The 11,002-nt window shown below is 35.6% G+C and carries 13 protein-coding genes; 8 read left to right on the forward strand and 5 right to left on the reverse strand.

The annotated features are described in order from the left end of the window. The first annotated feature begins 30 nt into the window (after positions 1–30). Genes F3H01_RS06390 through F3H01_RS06400 form a run of 3 tightly spaced genes read left to right on the forward strand, consistent with a single transcriptional unit; the run spans position 31 to position 2,860 of the window. Positions 31–1,023: a DctP family TRAP transporter solute-binding subunit gene (locus F3H01_RS06390; RefSeq protein WP_149725215.1), complete on the forward strand. Its 993-nt coding sequence runs from the start codon at positions 31–33 to the stop codon at positions 1,021–1,023. Continuing rightward, positions 1,023–1,565: a TRAP transporter small permease gene (locus F3H01_RS06395; RefSeq protein WP_087586675.1), complete on the forward strand. Its 543-nt coding sequence runs from the start codon at positions 1,023–1,025 to the stop codon at positions 1,563–1,565. The genes F3H01_RS06390 and F3H01_RS06395 overlap by 1 nt, the downstream gene beginning before the upstream one ends. Positions 1,566–1,576: 11 nt before the next feature. Further along, positions 1,577–2,860, forward strand: coding sequence for a TRAP transporter large permease (locus F3H01_RS06400; protein WP_149725216.1), 1,284 nt, complete (start codon positions 1,577–1,579; stop codon positions 2,858–2,860). A 25-nt stretch (positions 2,861–2,885) separates the two neighbouring features. Here the strand turns inward: F3H01_RS06400 and F3H01_RS06405 are convergent, their stop codons facing one another. Genes F3H01_RS06405 through F3H01_RS06420 form a run of 5 tightly spaced genes read right to left on the reverse strand, consistent with a single transcriptional unit; the run spans position 2,886 to position 7,707 of the window. After that, positions 2,886–3,938: a GGDEF domain-containing protein gene (locus F3H01_RS06405; RefSeq protein ID WP_149725217.1), complete on the reverse strand. Its 1,053-nt coding sequence runs from the start codon at positions 3,936–3,938 to the stop codon at positions 2,886–2,888. Further along, positions 3,931–5,010 (reverse strand): GGDEF domain-containing protein, encoded by a 1,080-nt coding sequence (locus F3H01_RS06410; protein WP_223155385.1) that lies wholly within the window; start codon positions 5,008–5,010, stop codon positions 3,931–3,933. Before F3H01_RS06410 ends, F3H01_RS06405 begins: the two co-directional genes overlap by 8 nt. A 46-nt stretch (positions 5,011–5,056) precedes the next feature. Continuing rightward, complete coding sequence (locus tag F3H01_RS09215) at positions 5,057–5,215, reverse strand: hypothetical protein (RefSeq protein WP_021091126.1); 159 nt, start codon at positions 5,213–5,215, stop codon at positions 5,057–5,059. 10 nt (positions 5,216–5,225) lie between these two features. Continuing rightward, positions 5,226–7,070, reverse strand: coding sequence for a mechanosensitive ion channel family protein (locus tag F3H01_RS06415; protein WP_149725218.1), 1,845 nt, complete (start codon positions 7,068–7,070; stop codon positions 5,226–5,228). Further along, positions 7,063–7,707, reverse strand: coding sequence for a carbonic anhydrase (locus F3H01_RS06420; protein ID WP_072595207.1), 645 nt, complete (start codon positions 7,705–7,707; stop codon positions 7,063–7,065). Before F3H01_RS06420 ends, F3H01_RS06415 begins: the two co-directional genes overlap by 8 nt. A gap of 170 nt (positions 7,708–7,877) precedes the next feature. Between F3H01_RS06420 and F3H01_RS06425 the strand changes: the two genes are divergently transcribed. The 5 genes from F3H01_RS06425 to frr all read left to right on the forward strand — a co-directional run bounded on the left by F3H01_RS06425 (position 7,878) and on the right by frr (position 10,857). Then, a complete protein-coding gene (locus F3H01_RS06425) occupies positions 7,878–8,576 on the forward strand; it encodes a Bax inhibitor-1/YccA family protein (RefSeq protein ID WP_149725219.1) in 699 nt (232 codons plus the stop codon). Continuing rightward, complete coding sequence (locus F3H01_RS06430) at positions 8,563–8,952, forward strand: thiamine-phosphate pyrophosphorylase (protein ID WP_087580439.1); 390 nt, start codon at positions 8,563–8,565, stop codon at positions 8,950–8,952. The genes F3H01_RS06425 and F3H01_RS06430 overlap by 14 nt, the downstream gene beginning before the upstream one ends. 66 nt (positions 8,953–9,018) lie before the next feature. Beyond that, positions 9,019–9,348 (forward strand): preprotein translocase subunit SecG, encoded by a 330-nt coding sequence (secG, locus tag F3H01_RS06435; RefSeq protein WP_021091090.1) that lies wholly within the window; start codon positions 9,019–9,021, stop codon positions 9,346–9,348. 2 nt (positions 9,349–9,350) lie between these two features. Then, complete coding sequence (locus F3H01_RS06440) at positions 9,351–10,310, forward strand: polysaccharide deacetylase family protein (RefSeq protein ID WP_149725220.1); 960 nt, start codon at positions 9,351–9,353, stop codon at positions 10,308–10,310. Then, a complete protein-coding gene (gene frr / locus F3H01_RS06445; RefSeq protein WP_072595202.1) occupies positions 10,300–10,857 on the forward strand; it encodes a ribosome recycling factor in 558 nt (185 codons plus the stop codon). The genes F3H01_RS06440 and frr overlap by 11 nt, the downstream gene beginning before the upstream one ends. The last annotated feature ends 145 nt before the right edge of the window (positions 10,858–11,002 follow it).

Genomic DNA, 11,002 nt, shown 5'->3' on the forward strand with positions numbered 1-11,002 from the left:
GTTTAACAAAACCATTACAAAGGATAAAAGATGAAATTCTTACAAGCTTTACTTTTTACTTGTGCCATCAGTGGCTTAGCATTTGGTGCAGACAAGGTCTATACGATCAAATTTGCTCACGTTGTTGCAGCTTCTACACCAAAAGGCAAGGCAGCTGACTTTTTTGCTAAGCGCGCTGAGGAACTAAGTGGGGGCAAACTAAAAGTTCAAGTCTTCCCATCAGCTCAGCTACTTGATGATGATAGAGTTTTTGGTGCGCTAAAGCTTGGCAACGTCCAAATGGCAGCTCCTAGTTTTTCTAAATTTACACCTATCGTACCGCAGTTTCAGCTATTTGACCTGCCTTTCATCTTTAAAGATGCAGAGCACCTTCATAAGGTCCAAGATGGAGAGGTCGGCGAGGAGCTAAAAGGCCTTGTGACTAAGAAGGGCTTTGTGGCGCTTGATTACTGGGATGCTGGATTTAAGCATTTTAGCTCAAGCAAAAAACCAGTTCTTGTGCCAGAAGATGCAAAAGGACAAAAATTTAGAATCCAAAGCTCAAAAGTACTTGAAGAACAGATCAAAGTAGTTGGTGGCAACCCACAAGTTCTGCCATTTTCAGAGGTTTATTCTGCACTTCAACAAGGCGTAGTTGATGCGACAGAAAACCCACTTTCAAATTTCTATAACTCAAAATTTCACGAAGTTCAAAGCTCGCTTACACTTTCAAGTCACGGATATTTGGGCTATTTAGTCGTTATGAGCGATAAATTTTGGAGCAAGCTACCAGATGATCTAAAAGCAAATGTAAAACAAGCTCTAAGCGAAGCAACAGCTTTTGAGAGAGAAGAGACAGCAAAAGAGGACGCTCACGTCATAGCTGAGCTTGAAAAATACATAGCTGCTAGTAAAAAACTAGAAATTTATAAGATCGATGACGCACAAAAGGCCGAATGGCAAAAGGTTATGCAGTCAATCTATCCTAAATTTTATGATGTTATCGGTAAAGATCTCATAGAAAAGACTCTTGGGACAAAATGATGAAGAGCTTTTTTAATGTCCTTGATATAGCGATAGCCTCACTAAATAAAACTATCGCAGTAGTTGGGCTCGCAAGTGGAACATTGCTAGCCTTTGCAAACGTTATGGCTAGATATTTTTTCGATAAAAGCTGGTCATGGGCGAGTGAGCTATCAAACTATCTATTTATATGGTCGGCGTTTTTTGCCGCAGCATATGGCTTTAACAAGGGCATTCACGTGAGCGTAACTATCTTGGTGGAAAAATTTCCACCAGCGCTCGCGAAAGTATGCCTGCTCTTTTCACACATCTTAACAACTGTCTTTTTGATATTTATCGCAGTTTATTCGATTGATTATCTCAAAATTTTGCACGAGATCGAGCAGATGATAATAGACCTTGGCATACCTCAATGGGTCCCTATGTTAGTGCTTCCAATAGCCTTCGTTACAGCTAGCTACCGCTCGACTGAAAAAGCCATAAAAGTAGCTCTAACGCCTGCAGAAAATGTCGTAAGCAACGAAGCACATGAGCTAGCTCATGGTAGCGTAGTCAAAGATTAAGGAGAAAAAAGATGACAATAGCATTTTTATTTATCCTACTTTTTGCACTAATGCTAATAGGCGTGCCTGTGGCTGTTTCACTGGGAACTAGCACTGTTTTAACGATGATATTTTTTACAGATATCGACATCGCTACGATCCCACAGCTAATTTTTGATGGTATCAATAAATTTTCGCTAATGGCGATCCCGATGTTTATCTTGGCTGGAAATTTACTAAGTAAAGGTGGCTCAGCAAGACGTATCATCGACTTTGCAAAGTCTATGGTCGGACACTTGCCTGGCGGCTTGCCTATGAGTGCGATATTTGCCTGCATCATCTTTGCAGCGGTCTCTGGAAGCTCACCTGCGACGGTTGTGGCTATTGGTTCAATTATGTTTGCAGCGATAAAAGAGGCCGGCTATCCAAAAGAGTACGCAGTGGGCGGCATAACTACGGCTGGCTCGCTTGGAATTTTGATCCCGCCTTCAGTTGTTATGATAGTTTATGGCGTAACTGCTGAGGTAAGCATCGGTAAGCTCTTTATGGCAGGCGTTGTGCCTGGTCTTATGCTTGGAGCTTTTATGCTAGTGCAGACCTATGTAGGTGCAAAAAAGCTTGGTTTTAAAGCAACTAAGGCTGAACCATTTAAAGTAAGAGTGCAGAAATTTACTAAAGCATTTTGGGCGCTTTTGATCGTTGTTGTGGTCATCGGCGGAATTTATGGAGGAATTTTCACTCCAACTGAAGCTGCTGCGGCAAGTGCGGTCTATGCGCTATTTATCTCACTTTTTATCTATAGAGATATAAAGATAAAAGATCTTTGGGATATCTGCCTAGACTCAGCTCTTACGACAGCTATGATATTTTTCATCATCGCAAACGCCGTTGTTTTTGCATATTTGCTAACTAGCGAGCAGATCCCACAAGCGATCGCTTCGATGATACTTGACGCAAATATCGGTATGATAGGATTTTTGATATTTGTAAATATCCTGCTCTTTATCATGGGTCAATTTATGGAGCCTTCAAGCGTTATCATGATCATGGTGCCACTTCTGCTTCCAATTTCAACGCAACTTGGCATAGATCCGATACATTTTGGCATTATCTTGGTTGTAAATATGGAGATAGGTATGGTGACTCCGCCTGTTGGACTAAATTTATTTGTTGCAAGCGGTCTTACAAATATGAACTTAAAAGAGGTCATCATGGCGTGCTTGCCGTGGACACTTACTTTATTCTTTGGCCTTATCTTGGTTACTTATATACCACAAATTTCTCTTTGGTTGCCAAACATAATGTATGGACATTAAAATTTAGAGGCTCTTGCCTCTAAATTTATGCTTTTGGATCGTAATCCGCACTCATAACGATATTTTTACCACTTCGCTTACCAGCATAAAGTAGATTATCAGCTTGTTTTATCATCTTTTCTAAGCTAAATTCTCCCGTACCATCATGAGCAACTACTCCAAAAGTCATTGTTGCATTGATCTTTATATTTTCAAACTCAACTATATTTTTACTCAAAGTCTCTCTCACACGCTCTACGATGCTTACGGCTGCATCTTTTTTTACACCCAAGACGACTGCTAAAAATTCTTCTCCGCCAAATCTAGCTACTCTATCTTTATCTCTAAATGTGTTTTTAAATATGCCTGATAAGCTTTTTAAAACAGCATCTCCTGCGCCGTGTCCATAGGTATCATTTATCTTTTTAAAATTATCGATATCGCACATAACGATAGCAAAGTCTCTATTTTTATAAAGATCGTTTTGGCTTAAAATTTTCTGCATTGAAGTGCGATTTAAAAGTCCTGTTAATGGATCGTGATTTAAGATATTTTCAGCCATCTCTTTTTCCTCTAAGATACTTAAAAATATAAATAAATTTGAGCTTTCCAAAAGGTACGAAACAACAATCGAAAATACGCAAACCATACTTAAGTTAAAAACAAAAAGTAGATCTTTAAAGCTATCAAAATCTTTTACAGGCTGGCCATCTAAATATATATAGCAGACTATGGATAAAATTATTTGCGTTGCAACTATTATGTAGTTAAAAAATTTATAGGTAAATGACGTAAAAAATAGTATTAGCGACGATGCTAAAAACAATAACCCAAAACCGTATCCCCATCCAAGTGTCAGCATACAAACTAATGCATGAAATAAAATTTCAAGCTGGACTATTAGCATTGCTATCTTGTTATTTTCAGGACTATCGTAGATAAGCCTTAAAAGAAAAAGATAGGTTGCTACTGAAAATACATTCGTAACTGCTAGAATTTCTTCTTTCATAAATAAAAAAATAAAAAAATAACAGACGTGAGTTAATAATATTGAAAATATGATAATTTTTTGAGCCGTATAGAGTGAAATTCTACGCATCCGAGCCCTTTTTTAAAATTTCTAATTCGATGCGGTCTTTGCCATTTTGCTTTCCTTCATAAAGCAGCTTGTCTACCAAAGTTATGGCTTGCTCAAAATCCACCTCAATACCATTTGCACATATTAGCATTCCAAAGGTCATAGTAACTGGAGTTTTATCTGGAAGCTTTGCGTTGTTTATCTGTTTTTTAAGCCTTTTGCTCACTTCGTGGATAAATTCTATCTTTGTATCGGGCAAGATTATCAAAAATTCTTCTCCGCCCCAGCGGCAAACATAGTCTTTACCTCTAAATGATTTCTTCAAAGCACTGGCTACATCTTTTAAGACCTCATCACCGCAGTCATGCCCGTATGTATCGTTTATTTTTTTAAAATTATCAATATCGCCTAGCATTATGACTAAATTTGTATTACCGCTTCTTTCCTTGTTAGCAACTAGTTCAAATCTTAAAGTTTTTTCTATTGTTCTTCTATTTAAAAGCTGCGTTAAAAAATCATGCTTCGAGTCCTTTTCAAGCTCTTCCGTCTCTTTTCTTATTTGCTGATATCCGCTAGAAGTGATGACATCTGCAAACATTGAAAGTCTTAAAACAATAAAAAAAGCAAAAACAATACTGCACACGACTATCGTCCCTCGTATAGCTGATGGGATCAGCGGCGCCTCATCTTTATGAATAAAATAAAGAAGTATAAGCAAGATTAATTCTAAAATTGCCATTATATAAGTAAGACTCTTTGAATCAAACGCTAGAAAGTAGTTTATAAAAATTACACCAACAAGTATTATCCAAATTCCAGTATTCCAACCCATAGTAGTAACAATAATAGTAACAAGCAATATGATATTTAGGTGAAATGCAAGGGATATCAATACTCTATATTTTATGTCAAATTTTATTCTAAGCAATATTCCAGCTGCTATAAATAATAAGCACATAAAAAGTAGTGGTGTAGCTATGATCATAAAAAGCAACAAAGATAGTGCATTCGCAGCTATCATAACGTCTAATATCGTTTTATAGATATCATCGATCGCTTTATAACTACTTTGATCTACAAAATCGTGTGTCAAACAAAACTCCCTGTAAATTTATTCCATTAAATTTCGTTAAGTCATTCTAATAAGAGTCGTAACTATCTTCGTCCTCGTCACTATCTTCGTAGTTGTAGTCATTTTCATCGTAATTATAGTCATAACTATCGCTACTATCGTCCTCATCGTCATTAAATTCAGAGTAGTCTTCTTCTACTTCTTCATAGTCAAAATCATCACTCATTGTTTTCTCCTTAAATTTTATCTTTGACACTTTCAATATACAAGCTTTGGCTTGGGAATGCGAAATTTAGACCATTTTGCTTTAAAATATCCATAATCTTTAGCATTACATCTTGTTTGACATCTAAAAATTCTCCCCAAACGATAGTCTTTGCAAAACAATAAACTAAGATATTTATCGAGCTATCTGCAAAATCATCAACTACGACAAATAAATTTGATTTATATCCAGCATAATCATCAACTGAAACTATACTTTGTCTATATTTTAGCCCTTTTTTCTTTGCTGTTATATCCTCACTTTTGGCAATATCTGGATGATTTATCAACATAGTTTTTATATCATCTACACATTTTTTAATCTCATCAGTTGTTGCTCCATACTCAATGCCAATTAGCATTCTGATACGTCTACCGACTTTTCTTCTACTCCAGTTTCTAACAGGATCACTTGCTAGTTTTGAGTTTGGCACAAAGATTAAAGCATTATCAAAACTTCTAATAGTCGTCTTTCTAAAGCCAACCTCAACAACAGTGCCCTCTATATCACCACAAACTATCCAGTCGCCTTGCGAAAATGAGTTATCAAAGAGCATCATAACAGAGGCAAAGAAGTTTGCGATGATATCTTTTGCAGCAAATGCAACAGCAAGACCACCGATACCAAGTGAAGCTATGAGCGCTGATATATCAAAGCCAAGCTTTTGAAGAATTAGTAAAAGTGCGATTATTAATACAATTACATATACTACTTTTAAAACTAAATTTACGACCTCTTTTCGTCTACTCTTTTGTGCAATTTTATCGATTATTACTATACCATAACCATTTAGGATGTTTAAAACAAGCCATGAAAACGCGACTATATATACGATCGAGAAGATATTTGCTAGAGTTAATGGCACTGGCACTGGATAAAATCCAACACCGATACAAATATTTAGCGCATAAATGATAAGAAGTGCAGAGATAGGCTTTTTAACGATATCTACTATCTGATCCTTTGCCTCCTTTACACCTTCACCAGAGGCAATAAGTGACATAAGCCAGTACGTGAGTTTGGCGAGAATTCTTGTAAGTGAGACAAAAAATAAAAACACTACGATTATAACTACGATCTTACCAACGTTAAATTTTGCCGAATTTATAGAAGTTAGCTTATTTATATATTCGACCGTATCGACTAAATTTAGCTCTGATAAGATCATGCTTGAGCTTAGAAGATCGGCATTGTTTTTAAGATAGATTAAAATTTCCTCATCAGTCTCTTTTTTTAAATCAAGCTCGGCAAATGCGTTATCGTAAGAGCTTGAAGTCTCATTTAGAGAATCTTTTAGCTCTTTTATACTGACGTAAGAATTTGTTTGTAAATTTAAAAGTCCGTTACCTATCACCTCTTTGATAGAATTTGCCTTAGCACCCTTTTTAAATATCTCTTCAAGGCTGATGAGTGCCGAGTAGTAAGCGTAGTCGACTTTCATCTTTTCAAGTTCAATGGCGCTTTGGATATAAGCGTCTTTATTTGATTGTTTTTCTAGTCTAGCTACTTTTTTTTCTAGATTATTTTTTTGCAAAATAAATTTGTCAATATCGCTTTGAGTCACTTCAATCTGCATGATATATAGCGGAATTTTTTCCAAAAGATCGTTCTTCTTCTTCTGAAGGCTGGCTAAATTTGAATTATCTGTTTTTGAAGAGTTTGTATCTTTTTGCTGTGCTTTTATAATCTGAATTTGATTATTTAAAGTTAAGATCTGATTTGTTAGGCTTATGATGCTTTCTTCTTGCGTTTTATTATCTTCGGCACCAAAAAGAGTTAAAAATGAGAGCAAGACGATGGTTAAAATTTTACGCATTTTCACCCCTTTTATCTGCTAAAAGTTTGAATGTGCCCTCTTTTAAATCGTAGCTGAAAATTTCACCAGTTTCTATAATGTAGTGCCAGCCATAAATTTGAAGGTTGCCTCTTTCATATTCCTCTTTTACATTCGGATAAGTCATTATATTTTCGATCGAATTTATCACATTTAATCTCTCAGTTAGCCACGCCATCTTTGCTGGATCGTCGCTTGTAAATTTAAGTACTTCTCTCTTAATTGGTTCTATTAGCTTTATCCAATTTCTAACATTTGGCGTAGTTTTGAGCTTTTTTTCATCCATATAAAGTGCTGCACATCCGCCGCAGTCAGAGTGTCCGCAAATAATGATATTTTTGATATTTAAAAGTTCTAATGCATATTCGATAGCCGAAGTCGTTGCCAAAAATTCTTCGCTCACCCTATAAGGTGGCACAATATTTGCGATATTTCGCACCATAAAAAGCTCGCCTGGAAGGCAGTTTGTTATCAAATTCGGCACCACTCTTGAATCGACACAGGATATAAAAAGGGTATGTGGGTCTTGTCTATTTTGTAGACTTTTAAAGAGCTCTTCATGCTCTAAAAAGCCATCTTCCATAAATTTTACCGCACCTTCAAGTAGCGAGTCATCCATAGAAATTTATCTCCATTTTTTATATTTTTACGCGATTATAGCAACTTTTATTTAATCTAAAAAATACTTTAATATATAAATTTTTAACTAATATAATTTGTTAAAATTCTTTTTATTCATTGTTTAATTATTTTAGGCTAAACTCATTCAAAAATTCATAAGGAGATAAAATGAGTCTGTATGATAGGAACTACGCAAAACAAAATCAAGAAGAACTTGCGTATTCTCAAAGCTCACTAAGCACTTTTATAAAACAAACTTATCAACTTTTTGCAGCATCACTACTTTCAGCAACAGCTGGCGCTTATGTAGGCATTAGCATTGCTAGCGTTTTTGCAGCAAATAGATTTTTGTTTTGGGGACTTGTTATAGTCGAGTTTGCACTACTTTTTGGCTTAATGGCAGCTAAACGTAAAGAGGGATTAAATTTAATACTTCTATTTGCATTTACTTTTATAAGTGGCCTTACGCTAACTCCGCTACTTTCAGCGATCCTTGCCATGCCAAGTGGAGCTGGTATTGTAGCTCAAGCATTTGGACTAACAACAGTTGCTTTTGGTGCATTAAGTGTCTTTGCAATGAATACAAAACGTGACTTTACAACAATGGGTAAAATGTTGTTCATAACCTTAATTGTTATCGTTGCAACAGCTATTATCAATATTTTTGTTAAAAGTACAATGTTCCAACTTGTAATCGCAAGTATTTCATCGATCCTATTTAGCGCATATATACTTTTTGATACGCAAAATATTATCAGTGGAAACTACGAAACTCCAGTTGAAGGCGCAGTTGCTTTGTATCTTGATTTTGTAAATCTATTTACATCATTACTACAAATTTTAGGAATTTTTAATAGAAACGACTAAAGATGAGCGCATCTACCGAGTAATAGATGCGAATCTAAATAGGCTAAAAGAAGGGCTTCGCGTTGTTGAAGATATGAAAAGATATGTCTTTGATGACGCCAAGCTCGCCTATAAGATAAAATCCCTCCGCCACAAGGCAAAGATCCCGCAAAAAGAATTTTTAAAATTTAGAAATTCTCAAAACGACGTTTTAAAAACTAGCACAAAAAGCGAGCAAGCTAGAGAAAATTTAGATGAGATAATCACTGCAAATTTTAAGCGCGCTCAGGAGAGTGCTCGCGTGCTTGAAGAGTGCTTTAAGCTCATAAATTTAGAACAAGCCGAGCTTTTTAAAAGCATAAGATACGAGCTTTATGAGCTTGAAAAAGAACTTTAACTAAAAATTTAAATCTTTTCTTGTATAATCGCAACCAATTATTTTTAAAAATTTAAAGGAAATTTCGTGAGTTTAATATTTTTGATCTTACAGTTTGCTCTAGCTGTCATCATAACTATCGCTGTTTTACTTCAAAAAAGCTCATCTATTGGACTTGGGGCATATAGCGGAAGTAACGAGAGTCTTTTTGGAGCAAAAGGACCAGCTGGATTTTTAGCTAAATTTACTTTTATCGTAGGTATTTTATTTATCTTAAATACACTTGCACTTGGATACTTCTACAATAAAGATCTAAAACGCTCTATCGTTGATAGCGTCGATAGTAAATCTCTAGTCATACCAAAGTCAAACGACGTACCATCAGCTCCTAGTGCACCACAAACTCCAGCAAAATAACAATGATAAAAACACTTTTAGCGTCATTCTTGACGCTAACATTTGCTTTAGCAGACGCTCATATTTTAGTCTATCATCGCTTTGATGATCCAAGACATACAAGCACTGATATTTCTATTAAAAATTTAAGAGAGCAGTTTGAATATTTCAAAAATAATGGCTATGAAGTCGTTAAACTCTCAAAGCTAGTCGATGCTGTAAATGCTGGCGAAAAAATACCTGATAACTGGATCGTCATCACTGTAGATGATGGTTATAAAAGTTTCTATGACAAGGCCCTTAGTGTATTTAAAGAGTATAACTATCCATTTGCACTAATGCTTTATGTGGAAGCCAGTGCAAATAAATATGGCGATTATTTGGATTTTGATCAGATTAAAGAACTTGAGGCCTACGGCGAGATCGGCTACCACTCATACGCGCACCCAAGGATGACAAAACTTAGCGATGAGGCATTAAGAGAGGATTTTCAAAAGGGTGTAGAGACCTTTGAAAAACATATGGGCTATAAGCCAAAATATTTCGCAGTGCCATACGGCGAGATCGATAACAGAGTTGTCTCTTTGGCAAAAGAATTTGGCTTTTTAGCACTTTTAAATCAAAACTCAGGTGCGGTTTCAGACAAGAGTGATGTTTACGATCTTTATAGAACACCAGTAATGAATGGTACAAAAATAGCACTAACTTTTAATAGCAAATTTCTAAATGCCCAGTGGATATTTCCGGATAGCTATCCACAAAATAATGCAATAGACAGACTTATTATAAAAACTGATACAAATGCTAGCGAAGGTAGTTTTTTTATGACTGGCTTTAATGGCTTTAAAAAGGTACCTATGACAAATGGTGTTTTTGAGTGTAAATTTAACCCACCTCTTGATAAACGCAAAGTTTTAATATCACTAAAAGTAGATCATCAACGAAGTACAAAACTTCTAATAAAGGACATCAATGCTAAATAAAATTTATGAAACACAAAAAGAAGGCTGCGAAAAAGCAATAGCTTCATTAAAACGCGACTTTACAACGCTTAGAACGGGCAAGGTAAACATTAATATTGTAGATCATGTAATGGTTGATTATTACGGCTCACCAACTCCGCTCAACCAAGTAGCCACTGTGCTTACAAGCGACGCTTCAACTATCGCTATCACACCTTGGGAAAAGAGCATGATAAAAGCGATCTCTTCAGCTATCCAAGCAGCAAATATCGGTGTCAATCCAAATAGTGATGGTGAGAGTGTTAAGCTATTTTTCCCACCTATGACCGTCGAGCAACGCCAAGAAAATGCAAAACATGCAAAATCAATGGGGGAAAAAGCCAAAGTTAGTATAAGAAACGTAAGAAAAGATGCAAATGATGAAGTCAAAAAGCTTGAAAAAGACAAAGCTATAACTGAGGACGAGAGCAAAAAGGGACAAGATGAGGTTCAAAAGATAACTGACACCTACACTGCAAAAATCGATACTCTTGTAAAAGAAAAAGAAGCCGAGCTTTTAAAAATCTAAAATTTTTAGAAATTTTTCCTTATCTAGCTACTTTTATGTGGCTAGATATTCTCTCAAAATAATATTTCAAAAAAATATTTATTAGCAAGTAGTTTAATTTTTTGTCTGTTGTTCTTTTACCTATTAAATATAAATAGAACCTAGA

It is taken from the genome of Campylobacter concisus (assembly GCF_902460875.1).
Lineage (GTDB): Bacteria > Campylobacterota > Campylobacteria > Campylobacterales > Campylobacteraceae > Campylobacter_A > Campylobacter_A concisus_AA.

Excerpts from the sequence above, each read along its gene's own strand:
- F3H01_RS06420 (WP_072595207.1), bottom strand. The coding sequence starts at position 7,707 with ATGGATGACTCGCTACTTGAAGGTGCGGTAAAATTTATGGAAGATGGC.
- F3H01_RS06415 (WP_149725218.1), bottom strand. The coding sequence starts at position 7,070 with ATGCGTAAAATTTTAACCATCGTCTTGCTCTCATTTTTAACTCTTTTT.
- F3H01_RS06425 (WP_149725219.1), top strand. The coding sequence starts at position 7,878 with ATGAGTCTGTATGATAGGAACTACGCAAAACAAAATCAAGAAGAACTT.
- F3H01_RS09215 (WP_021091126.1), bottom strand. The coding sequence starts at position 5,215 with ATGAGTGATGATTTTGACTATGAAGAAGTAGAAGAAGACTACTCTGAA.
- F3H01_RS06390 (WP_149725215.1), top strand. The coding sequence starts at position 31 with ATGAAATTCTTACAAGCTTTACTTTTTACTTGTGCCATCAGTGGCTTA.
- frr (WP_072595202.1), top strand. The coding sequence starts at position 10,300 with ATGCTAAATAAAATTTATGAAACACAAAAAGAAGGCTGCGAAAAAGCA.
- F3H01_RS06405 (WP_149725217.1), bottom strand. The coding sequence starts at position 3,938 with ATGCGTAGAATTTCACTCTATACGGCTCAAAAAATTATCATATTTTCA.
- F3H01_RS06400 (WP_149725216.1), top strand. The coding sequence starts at position 1,577 with ATGACAATAGCATTTTTATTTATCCTACTTTTTGCACTAATGCTAATA.
- F3H01_RS06440 (WP_149725220.1), top strand. The coding sequence starts at position 9,351 with ATGATAAAAACACTTTTAGCGTCATTCTTGACGCTAACATTTGCTTTA.
- F3H01_RS06395 (WP_087586675.1), top strand. The coding sequence starts at position 1,023 with ATGAAGAGCTTTTTTAATGTCCTTGATATAGCGATAGCCTCACTAAAT.